The organism is Dactylosporangium sp. CS-047395 (assembly GCF_050942185.1).
In the GTDB taxonomy this organism is placed as follows: domain Bacteria; phylum Actinomycetota; class Actinomycetes; order Mycobacteriales; family Micromonosporaceae; genus Dactylosporangium.
Genome location: NZ_CP192015.1, coordinates 978,020 through 1,000,140, shown reverse-complemented (window position 1 = coordinate 1,000,140; position 22,121 = coordinate 978,020). Strand labels below are relative to the sequence as shown.

Below are 22,121 nucleotides of genomic sequence, written 5' to 3'. Positions count from 1 at the left end.
CCGACTGTCGGGAACGCGACAGTTCGTCGGGTCGGTTCGCATGAATGGCGGGGTTCACGCCGTCGATCTACCGTGGATACATCGGTTCGTGGGAGGATTCTCGTCACGCTAAGGATCTATGGAGGGTCGTCTCGGTTGTTCTAGGACGTGACCACGACTCTGATACGGCGCGGATGAAGAGGACCGATGACTGGCGGACGCTGGAGTGGCCAGACCCGATTTCTCGTCGTGTTCGTCGGGCTGGCTCTGGTCGGCCTGGGCGTGCTGACGACGGTGCAGTTCCGCAGCACCGCGGGGGCCGCCGCGCTGGTCGGCGCCGGGGTCCTGGTCGGGCTCGCGGGCCTGTCCGGCGGGATCATCAACGTCCGCTCCACCGACCGCGAGGAGCGGCTCGCCTCGGCCGGCAAGGCCCAGCAGGAGGGTGACGCCGAGGGCGCGTACGACCGCTTCGTGCAGCTCATCCGCGGCCACGCCCCGCAGGCCATCGCCTACCACGAGGGCGCCAACGCCGCGCTCTACGAGGCCGCCGGGCGCGAGGGGCAGCGCCTGCAACCCGTCTTCGGGTACTTCCTGGGCCCGATCGCCATGTCCGAGGCCCACATCATCGTGGACATCCGGGCCGGCACCGGCTTCTCGATCGCGCGCATGCAGGCGACGCTCCAGGCGCTGCTGGTCGGCCAGACCGCCTCGTTCCAGGCCGCCCTGGTCATCGTCAACGCCTCGCCGGACGACTCGATCCTCGGCTCGGTGCGCCAGCTCAGCACGTCGCTGGACCGGCCGGTGGCCGCGGTGGCCTGGCGGATCGGCGACCACTCGGACGCCATCTCCGACGCGATCGTCTCGCTGCGCCGCGAGCTGCGCCGGCGCGACCACGAGTCCCCGATCGAGGTCCCGTCGGAGATCCTCGACGACCTCGAGCCGCCTTACGACGAGCCGGCCTATGACGAGCAGCGGACGTACGAACCGGTGCGCATGCCGACGCGGCCCGCGGCTCCGCCGCCTCCGCCGATCCCCCACCAGCCCGCTCAGCACCTGGACGACGACGAGGACGTGCTGCCGCACATGACGTCCTCCACCGTCTACGGCACGCCGCAGGCCGAGCAGATGGTCGAGGAGGACCCGGTCGAGTGGCCCGCCCCGGAGCCGCGCCGCCGCCCCTCCCCCGCCCCGCGCGTCTACGACGACTCGGCGACCTGGCAGCGCGCGACCGACCTGCACTGGCGTGGTCAACTGCAAGAGGCCGAGGAGGCGTACCGCGAGATCGTCGACGCCCGCGCCCACGCCCTCGGCTGGGACCACCCGGACACGCTGACCGCCCGCGACCAGCACGCGACGGTGCTGCGCGACCTGGACCGGCTGGCCGAGGCGCTCGTGGAGTGCGACGAGGCGCTGACCGCCCGGGTGCGCATCCTCGGCGAGAACCACCCGGACACCCTGACCAGCCGCAGCCACCTGGCCACGATCTACCACCAGCTGGGCGACCTGAACCGCGCGGAGGCGGAGCACCAGCGCGTCCTGGAGTCGCGCACGAGCGTGCTCGGCGCCAACCACCAGGAGACGCTGATCAGCCGCAGCAACCTGGCCAAGGTGTACCAGGACATGGGCGAACTCGACCGCGCGATCGACGAGCACCGCACCGTGATGCGCGCCCGCGCCCGCCTGCTCGGCCCGGAGCACCGCGACACCCTGATGAGCCGCAGCCTGCTGGCCTCGGCCCTGCACCACGCGGGCCGCCTGCCGGACGCCGAGTCGGAGCACCGGGCGGTGCTGGGAAGCCGCCTGCGCCTGCTCGGCCCGGTCCATCTGGACACCGCCGTGTCGCGGCACCGGCTGGCGAGCGTGCTGCACGATCTCGGGCGGCTGGATGAGGCGATCACGGAGTACCGGGCGGCGCAGGCTGTTTATGCGGAGCTGCTCGGGGCGTCGAGTCCGTTCGCTCGGGCGGCAGCCTCGGATCTGGCGCTGGCGGAGCGGGCGCTTCGGGGTGCTCAGACGCGGTACTAGTGCTGTCCGATAAGTCGGGCGCTGGCGCGCCGCGACTTATCGGATTTTTCGTATATGCCCGGTTTTGCTCATCGCGCGGTGGCGATCACGCTGACCGGTGGATCTCCGTGCCGGTACAGCGTATCGACCACGTTCTGCAGGCCCGGATTCGTGCGGACGCGGTCGTAGCTGCGGTCCTTGATGCGGTCGCGGTCGAAGTCGATGCGGCCGGGCGCGTAGCGGACCCACGTCTCCTCGCCGATCATCGGGGCGGCGGTACCACGGAGCCTGACCTTGATGTCCGCCTCGAACGACGCGGTGTCGTCGGGCATGACCAGGACCCGCACGGTGAAGTTGCTCTTCGCGCCGAAGTCGACGCGCACGATCTCGCCGCGGGCGGTGACCGCGTTGGCGCCGGGCTTCCGGCCGAATCCGAACATGCGGGGGACGCTAGGTCCGTTCGCGCCCCGACTCGATCACGTGCGCGACAGCGTTTGGTCAGACATTTAGCTTCCGGCAACGGCTTTTTTGTGCTCGGCTTTTAGCGCCCGGCTCTGTGTGCTCGGCTTCTTTGCGCCCGGCTCTGTGTTGCTCGGCTCTTTTGCGCCTGGCTCTGCGTGCTCGGCTCTGTTGTGTTCGGCTTTTTGCAAGCGGCTCCGGGCGTGGGTTGCCCGGAGCCGCTTCTCGCCTTTGCCGCTTCTCGTCTTTGGCGCTTTGCGTCTTGGGCGCTTTTCGTCTTTGGCGCTAGAAGTCGCCGCCGAAGTCTCCGAAGTCGCCGCCGCCGTCGCCGCCCCAGTCTCCGCCGTCGCCGCCCCAGTCGCCGCCGTCCCCGCCATCGCCGCCGCCGTCGTCCATGGCCTGGTCGAAGCCCTGGTCGAAGCCCTGGTCCTGGCCCTGGTCGAAGCCGGCGTTGTACGCGGCGTCGTAGCCGTGGTCGCCGAACGAGTTGTCGAACAGCGCGTCGAACACCAGCACCGAGCCGATGCCCCAGGCGCCCGCGACGAGCGCGGTCTTCCACCAGGGCTCGGAGTACCAGCCGCCGGGCACGCCACGGCCGGCCACCGCGCCGCCCGGGTAGTAGTAGGGGGTCGCGTTGCTGGGTTGGGGGCTCGCGCGGTACGAGTGACCCTGGACGGCGACCTCGCGCTCCTTGGTGATCTGCCCCGCCCGGGCGCCCGCGAGCGGCGGAATGTCGGGTCCTGGGTCGAGCCCCATCGCGGTGCGGGCCGCCCGGATGTAGGCCAGGCCCTCCAGCGAGGTCTCCCGGGCCAGCTCGTACTGCTTCAGCGTGGTCGACCGCTCGAGCTGTCCACCGGCCGCGTTGTATCGCTCGCTCGCGTCGACGAGGGCCTGCTTCACGGCCGGCTCGTCGCCGGAGAGGTTCATGAGCTGTCCGCCGAGGCGCTCGTACCAGCGCAGGGCCTCCTCCCGCGCATCGGCCAGCTGCTGCGCTTCACGCTTCCTGCGCCCGAAGCCGAACACCGTCACCACTCCAACCAGGACGAGTAACTCATGCCTTCGACGGTACCGGTTTCTGTCATACCCCTGCGGCATGCTGAATACCGTGGATCTCGTCCTACTGATCATCGGCCTGCTGCTCGGTCTTCTCCTCGGCTGGTACGTCGCCCGTTCCCGATCGGCCGTCGACCTGGCCAAACTGGAGGCGACCCTGCAGGCGACCCGGGACGGCGAGGCGCGCCTGGAGGCCTCCCTGCGCAGCCTGACCCTGGAGGCGCGCGGCCAGACCCAGGACGCGGTGGCCGACGCGGTGGCGCCGCTGAACGAGGCCCTGCTGCGCTACGAGCGCCGGGTGGCCGAGCTGGAGCGCGATCGCGTGGGCGCCTACGAGTCCCTCCGCGAGCAGGTGCGCGCCATGCACGAGGTCTCCGGCGAGCTCCGCACCGAGACGAAACGCCTGGTCTCAGCCCTGCGCGCGCCGACCGTCCGGGGCCGCTGGGGCGAGCAGCAGCTGCGCCGCATCGTCGAGGCCGCCGGCATGCTCGAGCACTGCGACTTCGACGAGCAGGTGACCGCCCCCACCGAGGACGGCGTGGTCCGCCCCGACCTCGTCGTCCGCCTGCACGGCGGCCGCCAGGTGGTGGTGGACGCGAAGGCCCCGCTGGAGGCGTACCTGTCCGCGCTCGAGTCCCAGGACGAGCAGACCCGCACCGCCCGCCTGACCCAGCACGCCAAGCACGTACGCGCCCACGTCGAGTCCCTGTCGGCCAAGTCCTACTGGACCGCCTTCGAGCCCGCCCCGGAGTTCGTCGTCCTCTTCGTCCCGGCCGACACCTTCCTGGACGCGGCCCTGCAACACGACCCCGGGCTGCTGGACCACGCCTTCGCCCGCAACGTGATCCTGGCTACGCCCGCCACCCTGGTCGCCCTGCTGCGCACCATCGCCTACGCCTGGCGCCAGGACTCCCTGACCACCAACGCCCTGCAGGTCCACCAGACCGGCCGCGAACTGTACGCCCGGCTCAGCACCATGGGCGACCACCTGTCCAAGGTCGGCACCTCCCTGACCACGGCGGTGACCTCGTACAACCGCGCGGTCGGCTCCCTGGAGGCCCGCGTCCTGGTGAGCGCCCGCCGCTTGGCCGAATTGGGCGTGAGCGGCGACACCCTGCCCACACCCCCGCAGGTCGAGGCCACACCCCGGCAGCTGCAGGCCCCGGAACTGGTCGACGACGAGTACGAGGCGTTGCTGGCCGCCTTGAGGGAGGAGCCGCCCAAGTAGCTCGCTTTGTTGCCCGCCACGGAACCGCCGCGACCCGCCGCGAGTTCTGCGTGCGTGGAGAGTTCCCGTCCATGAGCCGGACCGCTACACATCGTCGACTCAGTGCGCTGATGGGCCGACTGCCGCCCACCCCGAGCAGGCAACGTCGACCAGGCGCAAGCTGAATCGCGACGTCGACCACCCGGCGCCGCAGTCGTCGACTTAGTGCGCTGACGGGCCGGCTGCCGCGCACCCGAGCAGGCAGCGTCGACCAGGCGCACGCCGCACCGCTACGTCAACTGCCCGGCGCGGTTGCCGTCGGCCACCCGGCGCCGCCGCCGTCGACCACCCCGGCACGGAGCGAACCGGTTGGGGCGGCGTCAGGTGAGGGTGTTGGTCGCCTCGGCCGAGCGAACCGGTTGGGCCGGGGTCAGGAGAGGGTCTTGGCCACCTCGGCGGAGCGGGCGGCGGCCTGGGCCTTCATGTCGCGCTTGAGCTCCTGCGGCAGCGAGAACACCAGCTTCTCCTGCGCCGTGGTGATCTCGGCCACATCGGTGAAGCCGCGCTTGGCCAGGAAGTCCAGGACCTCCATGACCAGTTCGTCCGGGACCGAGGCGCCCGAGGTCACGCCGACCGTGGTGGCGTCCGCGAGCCAGTCTTCCTGGATTTCGGTGGCGTAGTCGATCAGGTAGCCGGCCTTGGCGCCGGCGTCCACGGCCACTTCGCGGAGGCGCTGGGAGTTGGAGGAGTTCTGGGAGCCGACCACCAGGACGATGTCGCAGTTGGGGGCCATCGCCTTCACGGCGTCCTGGCGGTTCGAGGTGGCGTAGCAGATGTCGTCGCTCGGCGGGGACATGAGCAGCGGCAGGCGCTTCTTCAGGCGGGCGACGGTCTCCAGGGTCTCGTCGACCGAGAGCGTGGTCTGGGAGAGCCAGACCACCTTCGACGGATCGCGGACCGTGATCTTGTCGGCGCCGTCCGGGCCGTCGACGAGCTGGATGTGGGCGGGGGCCTCGCCGGTCGTACCGATGACCTCTTCATGGCCTTCGTGGCCGATGAGCAGGATGTCGTAGTCGTCCGCGGCGAAGCGGCGGGCCTCCTGGTGGACCTTGGTGACCAGCGGGCAGGTCGCGTCGATGGCGCGCAGGGAGCGGGCCTTGGCCTGGTCGTGCACCTCAGGCGCCACGCCGTGGGCGGAGAAGACGACGGTGGCGCCCTCGGGCACCTCCTCGTTCTCCTCGACGAAGATCGCGCCCCGCGCCTGCAGCGTGCTGACCACGTGCTTGTTGTGCACGATCTCCTTGCGGACGTAGATCGGCGCGCCGTACAGCTTCAGGGCCTCCTCGACCGTTTGGACCGCGCGGTCCACACCGGCGCAGTAGCCGCGGGGCTTGGCGAGCAGGACGCGCTTCGAAGCAGTCACCCCGCCATCGTACGTGCCGCCGCCCTGCCCGCCCGATCCCCGCGAGCCGCCTCCGCCCTCACGACATGACCAGCGTCACACCATTGGCGAAGGCCGCGCTGTGCCGCGGCGCAGCGGCAGGGCGGCCGCCACCGCCGCGAGGACGCCGCAGGCGCCCACCACCGCGGCCAGCGTTCCCCAGGGCATGACCAGCGTCACCGCCGCGCCGATCTCGTCCTGCAGGCCGGCGCGGGCCTCGAACAATGCCGGTACCGCCACCGCCAACCCCAACATTGATCCCACCAGCACCGCCAGTAACGCCTCGCTCACCACCACGCGCGCGGTCTGGCCTGTCGTGGCGCCCGCGCGGGACAGGGTCAGGAACTCCGGGCGGCGCGCGTTCGTGGCCATGAGCAGCGTGTTCGCCACCGCCAGGGCCGTGTAGCCGACCGAGATGCCCAGCAGGACGGTCAGGAAGAGCTGGATGAGGTCGCCCTCCTCGGCGGCCTCGCGCTCGACGTACCGCCGCGACGTCATCCGCTCCGCGCCGGGTGACGGCACGAAGTCGCCCGCGAGGTGGACGACGTCGGTCAGCGCGGCCGGGTCGTGAGTGCGCACCAGGTCGCGCGGCAACTGGACGGAGTCCTCGGCGAGGTCGGAGGAGACGGCGGCCACTGGCACCGGCAGTACAACTCCATCGGCAAACCGCAATGGAACAGTGTCGCCGGCCGTCCAGCCCAGCGAGGGCGCCGCGGTCAGGCCGTCGACCTTGGTGCCGGTCGCGTCCACGGGGCGCCCGGACGCGAGGTACACGGTGCTGGGCAGCTCGGAGCGGCCGGGCTGGGCCTGGGTCGCCGCCTCGGACAGGCCCGGGCTCGCATCCGACCGCGCGGCCACGGCGAGCTCGGGGATCTTCGCGGTGTCCTCGATGCCGACCGCCTCGTTCGCCGTCTGGTACGTGCCGACCAGCAGCACCGCGAAGCCGACCGCGGCGAGCACGGGAGCGGCGGTGCCGGCGACGCGGCGGGCCGACACGCGCGCGCCCTCGCGGACGAGCAGGCCGGTGGCGCCGCGCCGGGCCGGCCAGGTGACCAGCCGCACCACCGGCACCACGATGACGGGGGCGAGGAGGGCGGCGGCTACCAGCAGTACCATCGCGGAAACCAGCACCAGGGTGGGCTTCTGCTCGGCCGTGGACGACGGCAGCAGCCCGGCCAGGCCGGCTCCCAGCAGCAGCAGCGCCCCGCCGGTCAGCCAGCGCGACAGGGTCATCGGGCGGGGCTCGGCCGCGGCCACCCGCAGCGCGTCCAGCGGCGGGACCTTGCCGGCGCGGCGGGCCGACAGCCACACCCCGAGCACGGCCACGACCAGCCCGACCGCGAGCGCGACCGCGGGCGCCCACCAGGTGAAGCCGACCTCGAACCCGGTCGGCTCCAGGCCGGTGGCGATGAACGGGCCGCGCAGCAGCGGGGCGAGCGCGGCGCCGAGCAGCGCGCCCGGGACGCCGGCGGCGAGCGCGACGAGCAGGGCCTCGCCGAGCAGCAGGCGGCGTACCTGGCCCGGGGTGGCCCCGACCGCGCGCAGCAGGGCCAGCTCGCGGCGGCGCTGGGACACCGCGAACGCGCAGGTCGAGGCGACCACGAAGATCGCGACGAAGGTGCCGACGAAGACCGTGGCGATGATCAGCTGGGCGCCGATCCAGCGCGTACCGCGGTCGCGCTCAGGCTCGGCCGCGCCGCGCGCGTCGCCGGTCAGCACGCCGCCGAGTTCGCCCAGCACAGCGGGCAGGCGGGCGGCGACGTCGGACGCGTCCGCGCGCGGCGTCAGGCTCAGGGCGATGAAGCGCGCGCCGCCGGACAGCGCGGCCGCCGTGGCGTCGGCGACGTAGAAGCCGGGCCGGTCGGTGGTGCCAGTGACGGTCCAGGTCGCCGGGCCGGCCGCGGTCACCACGGGCAGCGTCGCACCGACCGGCACCCCGAGCGCGGCGTCCACCACCACGTCGCCGTCGCGCGCGGGAGCGGCGCCGGCTCGCAGCGCGTGGTGCTGCGCCTCCGCCCCGGCCCACGTCCGTCCACTGTGGAGGGAATCGCGGGGGTCGCCCACCGGCGCTCCGTCCACGAGGCGCTGCACGTAGAACGGGCGGTCGGGGACGGCCGCGGCGATGCCCGGGACCGCGGCGAGGGCGGTGGTCAGCCGGTCCAGTTCCGCGTCCGACCAGGGGCGATAGGTCGGGAAGCCGCCCTCGGGCGGGTCGAACCGCGGCGCCGCCACGATGATCGGCGCCCCGGCGAGCGCGTCGGGCACGCGCGGTTGCGCGGCGGCCCAGAGCGACAGGCTGCCGGAGAGCACCGCCACGCCCAGCAGGAGGGCGAGGAAAGTGCCGAAGAACAGGCTCCATCGGTACCGCAGCATCGCCACGCTCATCGCGCCACCCCCGTCTCCAGGTGCGCCATCCGCGCGGCGATCCGCTCGGCGCCGCGCGGCTCGCGCAGCATGGCCGGGCTCATCGCGCCGCCCCCGTCTCCAGGTGCGCCATCCGCGCGGCGATCTGCTCGGCGCCGCGTGGCTCCCGCAGTTCGTCGACGATCCGCCCGTCGGCCAGGAACAGCACGCGGTCGGCGTGCGCGGCCGCGAGCGGGTCGTGGGTGACCATCACGACCGTCTGCGCGTGGCGATCCACCGCGGCGCGCAGCAGCCGCAGCACCTCGCGCGACGCCGCGTTGTCCAGCGCGCCGGTCGGCTCGTCGGCGAAGAGCACGGCGGGCGCGGTCACGAGGGCGCGGGCGATCGCCACCCGCTGCTGCTGCCCGCCGGACAGCTCGCTCGGGCGGTGCCCGGCCCGCTCGGCCAGCCCGACCTCGGCCAGCACCGCGGCGACCTGCCCGGGCGTGGCGCGGCGGCCGGCCAGCCGCAGCGGCAGCTCGACGTTCTGCGCGGCGCTGAGCGCGGCCACGAGGTTGAAGGCCTGGAAGACGAAGCCGACGCGGTCGCGCCGCAGCCGGGTGAGCGCCTTCTCCGACAGCGGGCCGAGCTCCACGCCGTCGATGAGCACCCGGCCGGCGGTGGCCCGGTCGAGCCCGGCCGCGCAGTGCAGCAGCGTCGACTTGCCGGAGCCGGACGGGCCCATCACCGCGGTGAAGCTGGCCGGGGCGAACTGGACGGATACGTCATCGAGGGCGGTCACCGCGTGCTCGCCCGCGCCGTAGCGCCGGGTCACGGACCACAGCTCGACCGCCTGGTGGGTCTGCAAGGTCGTCATCACACCGTCGATCGAAGCGGGAGACGCGCTCCGGCACAGTCGCGCGGCGGTGAGACCTGCGGGTAACGCCAGCACTACCGCAGTTTCAATCCTTCGCCGGTACGGTCGGCAGCATGCGCCCCCGCTCTGTCATGGACGCGCTACGGTTGCCGCCGCGGCGGTTCCTGACCTCGCGGTGGCCGTGGCGCGCGTTGCTGTACCTCGCCTCGGGGGGCCTGCTCGGCATCGCCACCGGCCTGGTGCTGCTCGGCCTGCTGGTCGGCGGGGCGGCGCTGACCCTGTGCGTGATCGGGCTGGCCGGCTTCCTGGCCGCGGCGCTGTCCGGCATCGTGGTGGCCCGCATCGAGCGGCGCCGGCTGCGGCTCGTGGACGACGTACGGCTCAGCGACCCGCACCGCCGCCCCGACCGCCCCGGCCTGCGCGCCTGGGTCACCACGCGGCTGTGGGAGCCGGCGACGTGGCGCGAGCTCGGGTACACGATGCTGATGTGCACGGCCCTGTGCTGGCTCGACGGGATGGTCGTCGCGCTGTGGCTGTACATCGTCGGCGCGCTCGTCGGCGGCCCGATCTACATCAACGACGACACCCCGCGGGCGCTGCCCATCCTCGGAGCGTTCTTCGGCATCGCCTTCGGGATCCTTCTCTTGTACCCGATGACCGCCTGGGCCGCCGCCCGCGCCGCGATCACGCAGGCCGTGCTCGGGCCGCGCATGGAACTGGACGCCGAACTGACCGAGGTGGCCCGCTCCCGCGCGCGGCTCGTCGACGCGTTCGAGGTGGAGCGCCGCCGCATCGAGCGCGACCTGCACGACGGGGCGCAGCAGCGCCTGCTCGCGTTGAGCATGCAGCTCGGGCTCGCCCGGTTGGAGCTGCCGGCCGACTCCCCCGCCGCGCGCTCGGTCGCGCAGGCGCACGACCTCGCGAAGGAGGCGCTGGGCGAGTTGCGGGAGCTGATTCGGGGCGTACACCCGAAGATCCTTTCCGACCGCGGCCTGCACGCGGCGTTGCGCGAGGTGGCGGACCGGGCGCCGTTGCCGGTCGAGGTGGACCTGGCGCTGCCGGAGCGGTTGCCGGGGGCCGTGGAGGCGTGCGCGTACTTCGTCGTCGTGGAGGCCCTCGCCAACGTGGCCAAGCACAGCGCGGCGGCGCGGGCGCGGGTGGTGGCCTCGGTGTCGGCGGGGCGGCTCACCGTGCAGGTGCGCGACGACGGGCGCGGGGGCGCGGATCCGGCGCGCGGAAGCGGGCTCTCCGGGCTTGCCGATCGAGTGGCGGCGGCGGGCGGGACGGTGGCGCTGGCGAGTCCGGTCGGGGGGCCTACGGTGGTACACGTGGAGTTGCCTTGCGGGTTGTGATCGCGGAGGACGGTGTGCTCATCCGCGAGGGTATTGCCGGATTGCTGCGTCGTTTCGGGCACGAGGTCGTGGCGGCGGTGGGCGATGCGACGGAGCTGATCGAAGCGGTGCGGGCCGACAGACCCGATCTCGTGATCACCGACGTGCGGATGCCGCCCGGGTTCAGCGACGAGGGGCTGCAGGCGGCGATTCGGCTGCGGGCCGAGGATCCGGGGCTGCCGGTGTTGGTGCTCAGCCAGTACATCGAGCAGACCTACGCCGCCGAACTGCTCGAGTCGGGGCGGCGCGCCGGGGTCGGGTACCTGCTCAAGGACCGCATCGGCGACGTGGCCGAGTTCGCCGACGCCGTCTCGCGGGTGGCCGCCGGACACACCGTCGTCGATCCGGAGGTGGTCGCGCAGCTGCTCGGCCGCCGTCGCGATCCCCTGGCCCGGCTGACCCCGCGCGAGCGGGAGGTGCTCGCCCTGATGGCCGAGGGCCGCTCGAACGCGGCGATCGCGCGGGCGCTCGTGGTGTCGGAGGCGGCGGTGGCCAAGCACATCAACGGGCTGCTCGCCAAGCTCGACCTGCCGCCCGACGACGACGTGCACCGCCGGGTCCGCGCCGTGCTGGCCTACCTGCGGGGATGACGTTTTTGTCGTACCGCGTGGCTAGGGTGTTGGCATGACGGATGAGGCTTCGAGCAGTGACAAGCCCTGGCCGGTCCGGGTCGTCAGCCAGAAGATCGGCCAGTGGATCAATCGGCTCGGCTGGATCTGGGTCGACGGCCAGGTCGCGCAGGTCACCCGCCGCCCGGGCACCAGCACCGTCTTCCTGACCCTGCGCGACCCGTCGGCCGACCTGAGCCTCACCGTGACCACCAACCGCGACGTCGTCGACCTCGGCGCCCCCGGCCTCAACGAGGGCGCGCGCATCGTGGTGCACGCCCGCCCCGAGTTCTACGCCGCGCGCGGCTCGCTGAGCCTGCGCGCCGACGAGATCCGCCAGGTCGGCGTGGGCGAGCTGCTGGCCCGCCTGGAGCAGCTCAAGAAGCTCCTGGCCGCCGAGGGCCTGTTCGCCCGCGAGCGCAAACGCCGCCTGCCCTTCCTGCCCCGCCGCATCGGCCTCGTCACGGGCCGGGCCAGCGCCGCCGAGCGCGACGTGCTCACCAACGCCAGGCGCCGCTGGCCGACGATCGACTTCAGGGTCATCAACGTGGCCGTTCAGGGCCCTTCCGCGGTACCGCAAATCCTCGACGCCCTGGCCGTGCTCGACCGCGACGAGTCCATCGACGTGATCGTCCTCGCCCGCGGCGGAGGCTCGATCGAGGATTTGCTCCCCTTCTCCGACGAGGCCCTGTGCCGCGCGGTCTTCGCCTGCCGCACCCCGATCGTGTCGGCCATCGGCCACGAGACCGACGTACCGCTCGTCGACTTCGTGGCCGACCTCCGCGCCTCCACCCCGACCGACGCGGCCAAGCGCATCGTGCCCGACCTGGGCGACGAACTGCGCCTCATCGGCCAGGCCAAACAACGCCTCGACCGCGCCCTGCGCGGACTGCTCGACCGCGAACAGCACCGCCTCGACGCCCTGCGCTCCCGCCCGTCGATCGCCCGCCCCCTCACCATGGTCGACACCCGGGCAGCGGAGGTCACCGCCCTGCAGGCCCGCGCGACCCGCAACCTGACCCACCGCTTGGACCGCGCCGGCACCGAACTCGACCACACCCTGGCCCGCCTGCGCACCCTGTCGCCGTCCGCGACCCTGCAACGCGGCTACGCCATCGTCCAACGCACCGACGGCGCGGTCGTACGCTCCCCGAAGGAGGTGACCGCCGACGAAGCCCTACGCATCCGCCTGGCCGAGGGCGAACTGACCGCGACGGCCGGCTCCTGACGCCGGCTGGGCGCCTGCGCACCCTGTTCCCGTCCGCGGCCCGGCAACGGGGCTACGCCATCGTCCAACGCATCGACGGCGCGGTCCTGCGCTCCCCGAAGGAGGTCGCCGCCGACGAAGCCCTACGCATCCGCCTGGCCCAGGCGAGCTGACCACGCAGAAGGTGCCGACGATGCCGGCGAGCAGGATCGCGACGGCGGGCTTCTGACACCGGCCGGGCACCGACGTCAGCGGGGCGCGGCGACCGCTGATACTTGACGTCGGCACGGCGCTGACCACGACAGCTGACCACGACAGCTGACCGGTGACCGTCGGCGGCGCGCTTTTGCGTGGTCGCGGACGGTGGGCGGGGCGCTTCCGCGGAGGGCGCTGGACTGTGGGCGGGTGGGGGCGGGGGCGTTTTGGCAGGGTGCGTTCGAGGCGGCGGAACGCACTTGACGTCTGCCATTCATGCGCGATGATGACGGTCGGCCCGTTTCCGGGTGGTTTCTGCGTTCCGGGTGGTATCTGCGGGAAGGTGAGCATGTCGCAACGGCTGCAGGAGTACATGCTGGCTAGCGCCAAGGGGGGCCGGGAGGTGGTCCAGGTCGGGCCGTTCACGGTCACGATCACCGGGCATGACGCCAATGTGTACGTCAACTACGCGATCCCCGCACCCGGCGCCGAGCCCAGCGCGGCTGACATTGAGGCGCTGATTTCGGCGTTCAGCAGTCGGGGGCGGACGCCGCGGTTGGAGTACATGCCGGGGCTGGCGCCGCTGGTCGAGCCGGCTCTGGTTGCCGCGGGCTTCGTCGTGGCCGATCGGCTGCCGCTCATGGAATGTACGCCCGCGACCGTTGTCGATCAGCCTACGCCGGACGGGTTTGAGCTGGTCGCGCCATCTACGGATGACGAGATCGAGGCGATGCTGGCCGCGCAGCACGAGGCGTTCGGGGAAGGGCCGCCCACCGCCGCTCACGTCAGCAGCACCCGGGCCAAGGCCAAGGCGGGACAGTTGCAGCTGCTGGCCCGGGAGATCGCGACGGGCACGGTGGCCGGTGGCGGTGTCGCGGCCACGGTGCGGGACGGGATCAGCGAGGTGGCGGGGATCGCGGTTCGGCCGCAGTACGAGCGGAGGGGTCTTGGTGCCGCGCTCACCCTCCAACTGACACGGGCCGCGTTCGAGGCGGGGGCGACGCTGGCCTTCCTCACGCCGGCCGGGGATGCGCAGGAGCGGGTCTATGCCCGGGTCGGCTTCAGCCGTGCCGACTCCGTGCTGTTCCTGTCGTACACCGCCTGACCGGCGCGCCCCGGCGGAGCGTGCGGGCGGTCGCGTAGGGTTCTCGGGGTGAGTGAGACGCTGACGTACGAGCAGGCGCGCGCCGAGCTGGCGACCGTCGTCGAGCGGCTGGAGTCCGGCGGGTCGACGCTCGAGGAATCGCTGGCGCTCTGGGAGCGCGGCGAGGAGCTCGCCGCCATCTGTCAGCGCTGGCTCGACGCCGCCCGGGCACGCCTGACCCCCACCGAGTCCTGACGCACCCCCACCGAGTTCCGGCCGCCACGGAGTCCGGCCGCCACCGAGTCCTGGCCGCCACCGAGTCCTGACGCCTCAGCACCGCCCGATCCAGCACGCGTGGGCGCGCCGGATGAACATGGCGTCGTGACGCCGCAGCACTACCCGGTGCGTCACGAATCGGCCCGCCCGACGTCGCAGCGGCGCGCGGGGGCAGCTCACCTGAAATCGCTACCGATCCAGCTGGCTTAGGGCGCGCCCGGTGCACAAGGAAACTCGACCGGTGCGCGAAAAACCTCGACCGGTGGGCAAAGAAACTCGGCCCGGCGGAAATCAGCGCAGGCCGATGTAGCGGGCCTGGGCGCGCATCTGGTGCTCGAAGAACTCCGCCGGCGCCGTGATCGTGTTGCGCAGCTGGCCGAAGATTTCGAAGCTCACCGACCCGAACAGCGCCACCCAAGCCGACAGCCCCCGCGCCAGCACGTTCAGCGGCACGTCGGGGGCGATCACGGCCTGCACCCGTTTGAGGTCCTCGATCGAGCCGGGCGGCGGGAGCGGGTCGTCGTTCTCGTCCAGCGCGCCGGCCAGGAAAGCGCCCTGCAGGATCGCGCCCGCCGCCGTGACCGCGCGGGTGCCCGCCGGCACGGTGTCCTCGGGGGCCTGGTAGCCGGGGACGGGGCTGCCGTAGAGCAGCGCGTACTCGTGCGGGCGCGCGACGGCCCAGTCGCGGATCGCGCCGGCCAGGGCGAGCCAGCGGAGGGTGGGGGTCTCAGGCGGTACCGACGCGACGGCTTTTTCGGCGCAGCCGCCCAGGTCGTTGTAGGCGTCCAGGATCAGGGCGGTCAACAGGTCGTCGCGGCTCGGGAAGTAGCGGTAGATCGCCGAGCTCACCATGCCGAGGTCGCGGGCGACCGCGCGCAGGGACAGGTTGGCGCCGTCGGTGGCCAGGTGGCGGCGGGCGATCTCCTTGATCTCGCCGGTCATCTCGGCGCGGACGCGGGCCCTGATCGAGTTCGCCTTCATGACCCAAGTCTGACACACGATCCGAACCGAGAGCACTGCTCTTGCTATCCGCGGCCGTCGAGTCCTATGCTCTATTTAGAGAGCGGTGCTCTCCAACAAAGGAGGCGGTCATGCACGTCGTCGTCGGGTCGGGGTCGGTCGGCAGCGCGGTGGCGCTGGAGCTCGCGGGGGCCGGGGAGCAGGTCAAAGTCGTCACACGCAGCGGGAGCGGGCCCGAGCATCCGCTCGTCCAGCGGGTGGCCGCCGACGCGGGCGACGCCGCGGCGCTGGGGCGGATCGCCGAGGGGGCGAGCGTGATCTACAACTGCGCGAACCCGCAGTACTTCGAGTGGCCGACCGCCTGGCCGCCCCTGCACAACGCGATGCTGCGCGCCGCCGAGGCCAATGGCGCGGTGCTGGCGATCACGGCGCCGTTGTACGCGTATGGGCACGTCGATCGGCCGATGACCGAGGACATGCCGCTCGCCGCGCAGACCGTCAAGGGCCGCGTCCGCGCGAAGATGTGGCAGGACGCGCTCGCCTCGGGCGTCCGCGCGCTGGAGGTGCGGTCGTCGGACTGGATCGCGCCGAAGTACTCGCTGATCGAGATGGCGCTGCCGGCCATGCGCACCGGTAAGACCGCGTGGATGCCGGCGTCGCTGGACGTGCCGCACACGTACACGTACACGGGCGACGCCGCGAACACCCTCGTCACCCTGGCCCGCGACCCGCGCTCGTGGGGGCAGGCCTGGCACACGCCGTCGGTGCCACCGATGACGGCGCGGCAGCTGCTGACCCGGGTCGCCGAACTGGCCGGTCTGGACGCGCCTTCGCTCAAGGTGTACCCGAAGGCCGCCGTCTACGCCGCCGGCCTGTGGGACAAGTTCGCGAAGGAGTTCCGGGAGGTGCGCTACCAGCACGACCGCCCGTTCGTCATGGACTCCTCGCGCGTCACGAACGAGTTCGGCCTGACCGCGACGCCCCTGGACGACTCCATCCGGGAAGCGCTGAAGGCTTGACCAGCCGCGGGGTGCGCGAGCACCCCGCGACTCAAACGAGGGCCAACAGCACTACGAGAAATCGACGAGGGAGTACGCCCGCAGCTTCTCCAGCCGGTGGAACGAGTCGATCCAGCGGATGGTCCCCGAGCGGGAGCGCATCACGATCGACTGGGTGTACGCGCCGCCCGAGCGGTACCGCACGCCCTTGAGCAGGTCGCCGCTGGTCACCCCGGTGGCGCAGAAGAACATGTTGTCGCCGCTCACCAGGTCGTCGGTGTGCAGGACGCGACCCAGCTCGTGCCCCGCGGCCAGGGCCTTCTCGCGTTCGGCGTCATCGCGCGGCCACAGCTTGGCCTGGATCGCGCCGCCCATGCACTTGAGGGCCACGGCCGCCACGATGCCCTCCGGAGTGCCGCCGATGCCCATCAGAACGTCGGTCTCGGAGTTCTCGCGGGCCGCGCTGATCGCGCCGGCGATGTCGCCGTCGGAGATGAAGCGGATGCGGGCGCCGGTGGACCGTACCGTCTGCACGAGCTCCGCATGCCGCGGCCGGTCCAGGATGCAGACCGTGAGCTCGGAGACGCTGGACCGCTTGACCCGCGCGATGCGGCGCAGGTTCTCCTCCACGCCCGCCTCGATGTCCACCACGTCGGCGCAGTCCGGGCCGACCGCCAGCTTCTCCATGTAGAACACCGCGGACGGGTCGAACATCGCGCCCCGCTCGGCCACGGCGAGCACGGCCAGGGCGTTCGGCATGCCCTTGCTCATGAGGGTCGTCCCGTCGACCGGGTCGACCGCCACGTCGACCTCCGGGCCGGTGCCGTCGCCAACGCTCTCGCCGTTGTAGAGCATCGGCGCGTTGTCCTTCTCGCCCTCGCCGATCACCACCGTGCCGCGCATGGGCAGCGAGTTGATGAGCAGGCGCATCGCGTCGACGGCCGCCCCGTCGCCGCCGTTCTTGTCGCCCCGCCCGACCCACCGGCCCGCGGCCATGGCCGCCGCCTCGGTGACCCGCACCAGGTCGAGCGCCAGGTTCCGATCCATCTCACGACTCATCCGTGCACTCCTCGCGCCTCGTTGCGTGGGTGTGTGTTCTCTCCATCAATCATCCTGGCAGTCGGGACCGCCGGATGACCTGTCAAGATGGTCACGTGGCCAGTACGACCGAGCAGCCCCGGACCCCGAAGGCACGCCGACCGCGGGACATGGCTTTGTCCATGCTCGTCCTGATCATCCCGGTGTTCCTCATCGTGGCGTTCTACCGGTACCTCGGCCACGAGACCCCGCCGACCGTGGACACCACCGAGGTCTACGGCTCCGTGCAGCGCGCCGGTAAGTTCCAGCTGCTCAAGCCCGAAGGGCTGCCCGACGGGTGGCGGATCGCCTCGGCCACGTTCACCGACGAGATCCTCCGCATCGGGGTGACCGCGCCCGACGACGGTGCCATGCAACTCGTCGAAAGTGCGAAGCCGGAGTCGGTACTCCTACCCGCCGTCGTCGGCCACGACCCCCACGACGACGGGGAGACGACCATCGCCGGCGCCACCTGGCACCGCTGGTCCCAGGGCCGCCCGGGTGAGCGCGCGATCATCCGCACCGAGTCCGGCCGGACGATCATCATCGTGGGTCAGGCGAAGGAGCCGCAGCTGACGCAGCTCGCCGAAAGCCTCAAGGCGTAGGGAGCCCGAACCCGACGGTCGTACCGCTGCCCTCGATCGATTCCAGGGCGATCCAGCCGCCGTGCGCTTCGACGATGGCCTTCGCGATCGCCAGTCCGAGGCCGGAGCCCTTGATGGCGCGTTTCTGAGCATCGGCGGTACGAAAGAAGCGTTGGAAGATCATCCCCTGCTCTCCGTCGGGGATGCCGCAGCCGGTGTCACGCACCCACAGGACGACCTCCCCGTCGCGCTCGCGGCCGGTGATGGTCACGGTGCCCGCCGGGTCGGAGAACTTCACGGCGTTGTCGAGCAGGTTCAGCACCACCCGCTCGAGCTGCTCGGCGTCGCCCTGCACGACCGGGATGTGCTCGTCCACGTCGACCGCGAGCCGCAGGCCGGCGCTCTCCATGGCCGGCCGGATCGCCTCGCAGGCGGCGTCGACCAGGCCGCGCAGGCGCACCGGCCCGGGGTTGAGGGTGAGCGTGCCCGACTCGATGCGGGAGAACGTGAGCAGGTCCTCGATCAGGTCCAGCAGCCGCCGGCCGTTGCGGTCGATGATGCCGACGATCTTGCGCTCGGTCGGCCCCAGCGCGGTGGCGTCGCTGTCGTTCAGGATTTCGGTGTACCCCCGGATCGACGTCAACGGCGTCCGCAACTCATGCGACACCGTGGCCACGAACTCGCTCTTGAGCCGGTCCAGCTCCTGCAGGTCGCTGTTGGACCGGGCCAGCTTCTCCGCCTGCCGCTGCAGCGCGTCCTCGGCCCGGCGCCGGTCGGTGACGTCGGCGATCTGGTGCACCACGGCGGCCGGGTCGCCGCCGATCAGCGACGCCGAGTACTGCCCCCACAGCAGCGTCCCGTCCGGCCGGCACATCCGCAGCTCCCGGGTCACCTTGTCGGCCTCGCCGGAGACGAGCCGCTTGAGCCGCTCCTCGACCAGCGGCCGGTCGTCGGCGCAGATCATGTCGGGCAGGAACCCGGCCGGCTCCAGCCCGGTCATCCGGGCCAGCTCCTGGTTGACCTGCAGGACCCGGCCGGCGAGGTCGGTGACGGCCATCCCGACCGGCGCGTGGTCGAACGCGGCGCGGAAGGTGAGCTCGGCGCGGTGCCGGTCGGCGAGCAGGCGGCGCTGCGACAGGGCGTGCTCGATCGCCGGGCCGAGCCGGCTCAGGCGGTCCTTGAGCAGGTAGTCCACCGCCCCGTGGCGCAGCGCGTCGACGCACGCCTCCTCGCTGAGGGCGCCGCTGATGACGATGACCGGCACGTCGTACCCGTCCGCGCCCAGCACCTCCAGCGCCTCCAACGCGCCGAACTGGGGCAGCGCGTAGTCGGCGAGGATCACGTCGGGCGGCCCGCCGCCGTCGTGCAGCGCGGCCCGGAAGCCGTCGCGGGTGTCGACGCGCCGGCAGTCGGGCGCAAACCCGGCCCGGCGCAGCTCCAGCACGAGCAGCTCGGCATCGCTGACGTTGTCCTCGACCAGCAGCACGCGATTCACGACACCGCCTCCAACGCCGCTTTCACGACACCGCCCCCAACGCCGCTTTCACGACACCGCCTCCGACGCCGGGGCGGCGGAAACGACGACCGGCAGCTCCCGCTTTCACGACGCCGCCTCCAACGCCGGGGCGGCGGAAACGACGACCGGCAGCTCCCGCTTCATGACACCGCCTCCAAAGCCGAGATCGCCGCCGGGGCGATGACCGGGAGGGTGAAGTAGAACGTCGCGCCCTCGCCCGGCGCGGCGTCGGCCCAGATCTGCCCGCCGTGCCGGTCCACGATCCGGTGCGCGAGGGCCAGGCCGATGCCGTTGCCCTCGAACTCCTCCGCGCGGTGGAGACGCTGGAAGACCTTGAAGAGCTTCTCGGCGTACCGCATGTCGAACCCGGCCCCGTTGTCCCTGACGAAGTAGGTCGCCTCGCCGCCGGTCGTCACCTTGTGCCCGATCTCGACCCGGGGCGCGGCCACGTCGCGGCTGTACTTGACCGCGTTGCCCAGCAGGTTGGCCAGGACCTGCCGCACGAGGCGCGGATCGCCCAGCGCGTCGGGCAGCTCGCCGACGACCAGCTCCACGGCCCGGTCGCCGCGCTCGGCGGCCAGCTGGTCCCACACCTCGGCGACCAGCTCGGCGACCGGCACGCGGTGGCTGAGGAGCTCCTGGCGCTGCAGCCGGGAGAAGGCCAGCAGCCCGTCGATGAGCTCGCCCATCTGCTGCGCGCCCGCGCGGATGCGCCCGACGTGACGCAGCCCCTCCTCGCCCAGGTCAGCCTCGTGGTCGCGGGCGAGGACGCGGGCGAACCCGTCGACGGCTCGCAGGGGCGCGCGCAGGTCGTGCGACACGCTGTACGAGAAGGATTCCAGCTCGGCATTGGCCCTTCGCAGGTCGGCCGTGCGCTCGGCCACCCGCCGCTCCAGGTCGGCGTTGAGCCGCGCGATGATCTGGTCGGCCTGCTTGCGCGCGGTGACGTCCTGGCTCACGTTGACGAACCCGCGCACCGAGCCGTCCTGCTCGTGCACCGCGGACAGCAGCCCGTGCACCCAGAACCGCGACCCGTCCTTGCGCACCTGCGGCCCGTCGATCTCGGTCCGCCCCAGCTCGCGGGCCTGCTCCAGGACCCGTGCGGGCAGCCCCCGCTCGCGATCCTCGGGCGTGAACATCAGCGCATAGTCCTCGCCGATCGTTTCGTCGCTGCGGTACCCGTTGAGGCGCTCCGCATTGACCGACCAACTGACGATCCGCCCGGCCGGGTCGAGCATGTAGATGGCGTAGTCGCGCGCCCCGTCGAGCAGCAGCTGCAGCAGTTCCTCGGAGGAGCGCAGATGTTCCTCGGCCGCGTGCCGGTCGGTGATGTCGCGCATGACCGCCACCGCGCCCGGGGCCTCTCCGTCCTGCAGCAGCGTCCGGAGGCGGATCTCGATGCGCCGCCCGGCCATCACGCATTCGACCAGCGATTCCGTCCCCGCCACACCGTTTCTGCTCTTGTACGGCGTGACGCCGTCCGCCTCCCGCATGTCCAACAGCTCCGGCCACGCCGACGTGGGTGCCTGGGACGCGTCCGGCCCGAGGATGGCCCGGGCGGTCGGATTCAGCCAGGCCGCGCGCCCGTCTCCGGCGATGACCGCCACCCCGTCGGCGATGGTGTCCATCACCCCGCTCAGCAGCGTCGCCTGGGACTTGGCGGTGGCCCCGGCGACTCTCAGCTCGGCCGTGGCCTCCTCGACCCGCTCCTCGGCCCGCCGGCGCGACGTCGCGAGCGTGTACACGAGCAGCGCGGTCACGAGCGTGAGCGCCGCCCCGCCGAAGAACATCCCGTCGTCGAGGTGCCCGCCGGCCCCCGCGAGCGCCCCGCTGTCGGCCGCCACGCGCAGCTGCCACTGCCGGTCCGCGACCTGCACCTCGACCGTCCGGTGCAGGTCGGTGCGGCGCTCGCCCCGGCCGCTGATGGTCGCGATGGTGCGCAGCTCCGTCCCGGCGTACGCCGCCAGTCCCACCTCGAGCAGCTCGCGCGCCGGCTGCCGCAACGTGTCGCCGAAGAAGTCCTGCACGCGGACGGTCAGCTGGAGGTACCCCCGAAGCGCCCCGGTCCGCCGCTCGACCACCCGCTGCACCAGGGCCACGCTCTGCGGCTGCGGCTCGGCCGAACTGTCCGCGTCCCGCAGCGCCACGAACGGCTCGGACGCGGCCGGCAGCCCGGTCCGCTCGGCCCGCTCGATCGCCGCCCCGGCCTGCGGCACCCCCATGAGATCCCGCCCCGCCGGCAGCGCGGCGTTCGTGTCCAGCCCACGCGACAGTACGGCGAAATAGTGCACCGGATTCCCAGGCGCCGCGGTCAGCGTCAGATCGGTGGCACCCCGATCCCGCCAGGAAGCTTGCGCGGCCGCGATCCCGGCATCGGGCACGGCGACGACGTAGTCGACCCCGGTGGCGCCGGGCAGCCACAACTGCCCAAGCGGCTGCGTAGCGGTCCCGAAGGCGGCGGCATCGAGCGCGGACAACGCCTCGAGCCCCCCGGCGGCGAGTTGCAGCGCATCGACGTACCGCTGGGTGGCCGAGGCCACGGCATCCTGCGCCGCGGCGGTCCGCCGGTCGAGCGCCTGCCCGGCCCCGTCCCGCTCGACGCGGTGCATGAGCAACCCCGCGCCGCCGGATACCAGCAGGCCGAGGAGCACCACGCCGAGGACCTGGAGACGGACGCCCACCACGCCCTGTCCCATCGGCGGTGCGCTCCGGTGGTTGAGAAGTTGCCCGTCGGTGGCGATCTGCCCTATTTGCCGGATGCCGTTATGTCGGGCGCTGGCGCGCCGCGACATAACTGCATTTATCGCCTGACGGGGCCTAAGTCCGAAAGTCCTGCGCACCGAACCCGGCTTTTCGGACTTA

At 72.3% G+C, this 22,121-nt stretch carries 18 protein-coding genes; 9 read left to right on the top strand and 9 right to left on the bottom strand.

What is annotated here, in order from left to right:
• The first annotated feature begins 186 nt into the window (after positions 1-186).
• Positions 187-2,004 (top strand): tetratricopeptide repeat protein, encoded by a 1,818-nt coding sequence (locus ACQP00_RS04650; protein ID WP_433214803.1) that lies wholly within the window; start codon positions 187-189, stop codon positions 2,002-2,004.
• 68 nt (positions 2,005-2,072) lie between these two features.
• On the opposite strand, the gene ACQP00_RS04645 is transcribed toward ACQP00_RS04650, so the two are convergent.
• Together ACQP00_RS04645 and ACQP00_RS04640 are read right to left on the bottom strand one after the other, a co-directional pair.
• Complete coding sequence (locus tag ACQP00_RS04645) at positions 2,073-2,423, bottom strand: hypothetical protein (RefSeq protein ID WP_433214800.1); 351 nt, start codon at positions 2,421-2,423, stop codon at positions 2,073-2,075.
• Between the two features lie 304 nt (positions 2,424-2,727).
• Positions 2,728-3,537, bottom strand: a complete 810-nt coding sequence (locus ACQP00_RS04640; protein ID WP_433214797.1) for a hypothetical protein — start codon at positions 3,535-3,537, stop codon at positions 2,728-2,730.
• Between the two features lie 10 nt (positions 3,538-3,547).
• On the opposite strand from ACQP00_RS04640, the gene ACQP00_RS04635 reads away from it, so the two are divergent.
• Positions 3,548-4,723, top strand: a complete 1,176-nt coding sequence (locus tag ACQP00_RS04635; protein WP_433214794.1) for a DNA recombination protein RmuC — start codon at positions 3,548-3,550, stop codon at positions 4,721-4,723.
• A gap of 409 nt (positions 4,724-5,132) precedes the next feature.
• Here the strand turns inward: ACQP00_RS04635 and ACQP00_RS04630 are convergent, their stop codons facing one another.
• The 3 genes from ACQP00_RS04630 to ACQP00_RS04620 form a co-directional block, all read right to left on the bottom strand.
• Positions 5,133-6,125 (bottom strand): 4-hydroxy-3-methylbut-2-enyl diphosphate reductase, encoded by a 993-nt coding sequence (locus ACQP00_RS04630; protein ID WP_433214791.1) that lies wholly within the window; start codon positions 6,123-6,125, stop codon positions 5,133-5,135.
• Between the two features lie 75 nt (positions 6,126-6,200).
• Complete coding sequence (locus ACQP00_RS04625; protein ID WP_433214788.1) at positions 6,201-8,528, bottom strand: FtsX-like permease family protein; 2,328 nt, start codon at positions 8,526-8,528, stop codon at positions 6,201-6,203.
• Positions 8,529-8,607: 79 nt separating this feature from the next.
• Positions 8,608-9,363: an ABC transporter ATP-binding protein gene (locus ACQP00_RS04620; RefSeq protein ID WP_433214785.1), complete on the bottom strand. Its 756-nt coding sequence runs from the start codon at positions 9,361-9,363 to the stop codon at positions 8,608-8,610.
• A 113-nt stretch (positions 9,364-9,476) separates the two neighbouring features.
• On the opposite strand from ACQP00_RS04620, the gene ACQP00_RS04615 reads away from it, so the two are divergent.
• The 5 genes from ACQP00_RS04615 to ACQP00_RS04595 all read left to right on the top strand — a co-directional run bounded on the left by ACQP00_RS04615 (position 9,477) and on the right by ACQP00_RS04595 (position 14,103).
• On the top strand, positions 9,477-10,715 hold the full coding sequence (locus tag ACQP00_RS04615) for a sensor histidine kinase (RefSeq protein WP_433214782.1): 1,239 nt from the start codon (positions 9,477-9,479) through the stop codon (positions 10,713-10,715).
• Positions 10,703-11,344, top strand: a complete 642-nt coding sequence (locus ACQP00_RS04610; protein WP_433214779.1) for a response regulator — start codon at positions 10,703-10,705, stop codon at positions 11,342-11,344. The genes ACQP00_RS04615 and ACQP00_RS04610 overlap by 13 nt, the downstream gene beginning before the upstream one ends.
• Positions 11,345-11,378: 34 nt before the next feature.
• Positions 11,379-12,590 carry an exodeoxyribonuclease VII large subunit gene (gene xseA, locus ACQP00_RS04605; protein WP_433214776.1) on the top strand — a complete coding sequence of 404 codons (1,212 nt, stop codon included), beginning with the start codon at positions 11,379-11,381 and terminating at the stop codon, positions 12,588-12,590.
• A gap of 457 nt (positions 12,591-13,047) precedes the next feature.
• Positions 13,048-13,869, top strand: coding sequence for a GNAT family N-acetyltransferase (locus ACQP00_RS04600; RefSeq protein ID WP_433214773.1), 822 nt, complete (start codon positions 13,048-13,050; stop codon positions 13,867-13,869).
• Between the two features lie 48 nt (positions 13,870-13,917).
• A complete protein-coding gene (locus tag ACQP00_RS04595) occupies positions 13,918-14,103 on the top strand; it encodes an exodeoxyribonuclease VII small subunit (protein WP_433214770.1) in 186 nt (61 codons plus the stop codon).
• Between the two features lie 312 nt (positions 14,104-14,415).
• Here the strand turns inward: ACQP00_RS04595 and ACQP00_RS04590 are convergent, their stop codons facing one another.
• Entirely contained in the window at positions 14,416-15,105 is a 690-nt protein-coding gene (locus tag ACQP00_RS04590; RefSeq protein WP_433214767.1) for a TetR/AcrR family transcriptional regulator, read from the bottom strand.
• 110 nt (positions 15,106-15,215) lie between these two features.
• Between ACQP00_RS04590 and ACQP00_RS04585 the strand changes: the two genes are divergently transcribed.
• The gene (locus tag ACQP00_RS04585; RefSeq protein WP_433214764.1) at positions 15,216-16,103 is read left to right on the top strand and encodes an NAD-dependent epimerase; all 888 of its coding nucleotides are present in this window, start codon (positions 15,216-15,218) and stop codon (positions 16,101-16,103) included.
• Positions 16,104-16,154: 51 nt separating this feature from the next.
• On the opposite strand, the gene glpX is transcribed toward ACQP00_RS04585, so the two are convergent.
• Positions 16,155-17,141, bottom strand: coding sequence for a class II fructose-bisphosphatase (glpX, locus tag ACQP00_RS04580; protein WP_433214761.1), 987 nt, complete (start codon positions 17,139-17,141; stop codon positions 16,155-16,157).
• A gap of 161 nt (positions 17,142-17,302) precedes the next feature.
• Between glpX and ACQP00_RS04575 the strand changes: the two genes are divergently transcribed.
• Complete coding sequence (locus ACQP00_RS04575) at positions 17,303-17,764, top strand: DUF4245 domain-containing protein (RefSeq protein WP_433214758.1); 462 nt, start codon at positions 17,303-17,305, stop codon at positions 17,762-17,764.
• Here ACQP00_RS04575 and ACQP00_RS04570 read toward each other — a convergent pair.
• On the bottom strand, positions 17,754-19,238 hold the full coding sequence (locus ACQP00_RS04570) for an ATP-binding protein (RefSeq protein ID WP_433214755.1): 1,485 nt from the start codon (positions 19,236-19,238) through the stop codon (positions 17,754-17,756). The genes ACQP00_RS04575 and ACQP00_RS04570 overlap by 11 nt on opposite strands.
• 161 nt (positions 19,239-19,399) lie before the next feature.
• Entirely contained in the window at positions 19,400-21,943 is a 2,544-nt protein-coding gene (locus ACQP00_RS04565) for a PAS domain S-box protein (RefSeq protein WP_433214752.1), read from the bottom strand.
• Positions 21,944-22,121 lie beyond the last annotated feature (178 nt).

What these genes read in the sequence shown, in the direction of transcription:
- glpX (WP_433214761.1), bottom strand. Translation starts at nt 17,141, where the DNA reads ATGAGTCGTGAGATGGATCGGAACCTGGCGCTCGACCTGGTGCGGGTC.
- ACQP00_RS04615 (WP_433214782.1), top strand. Translation starts at nt 9,477, where the DNA reads ATGCGCCCCCGCTCTGTCATGGACGCGCTACGGTTGCCGCCGCGGCGG.
- ACQP00_RS04625 (WP_433214788.1), bottom strand. Translation starts at nt 8,528, where the DNA reads ATGAGCGTGGCGATGCTGCGGTACCGATGGAGCCTGTTCTTCGGCACT.
- ACQP00_RS04640 (WP_433214797.1), bottom strand. Translation starts at nt 3,537, where the DNA reads ATGCCGCAGGGGTATGACAGAAACCGGTACCGTCGAAGGCATGAGTTA.
- ACQP00_RS04650 (WP_433214803.1), top strand. Translation starts at nt 187, where the DNA reads ATGACTGGCGGACGCTGGAGTGGCCAGACCCGATTTCTCGTCGTGTTC.
- ACQP00_RS04620 (WP_433214785.1), bottom strand. Translation starts at nt 9,363, where the DNA reads ATGACGACCTTGCAGACCCACCAGGCGGTCGAGCTGTGGTCCGTGACC.
- ACQP00_RS04585 (WP_433214764.1), top strand. Translation starts at nt 15,216, where the DNA reads ATGCACGTCGTCGTCGGGTCGGGGTCGGTCGGCAGCGCGGTGGCGCTG.
- ACQP00_RS04590 (WP_433214767.1), bottom strand. Translation starts at nt 15,105, where the DNA reads ATGAAGGCGAACTCGATCAGGGCCCGCGTCCGCGCCGAGATGACCGGC.
- xseA (WP_433214776.1), top strand. Translation starts at nt 11,379, where the DNA reads ATGACGGATGAGGCTTCGAGCAGTGACAAGCCCTGGCCGGTCCGGGTC.
- ACQP00_RS04600 (WP_433214773.1), top strand. Translation starts at nt 13,048, where the DNA reads ATGATGACGGTCGGCCCGTTTCCGGGTGGTTTCTGCGTTCCGGGTGGT.
- ACQP00_RS04645 (WP_433214800.1), bottom strand. Translation starts at nt 2,423, where the DNA reads ATGTTCGGATTCGGCCGGAAGCCCGGCGCCAACGCGGTCACCGCCCGC.
- ACQP00_RS04575 (WP_433214758.1), top strand. Translation starts at nt 17,303, where the DNA reads ATGCTCGTCCTGATCATCCCGGTGTTCCTCATCGTGGCGTTCTACCGG.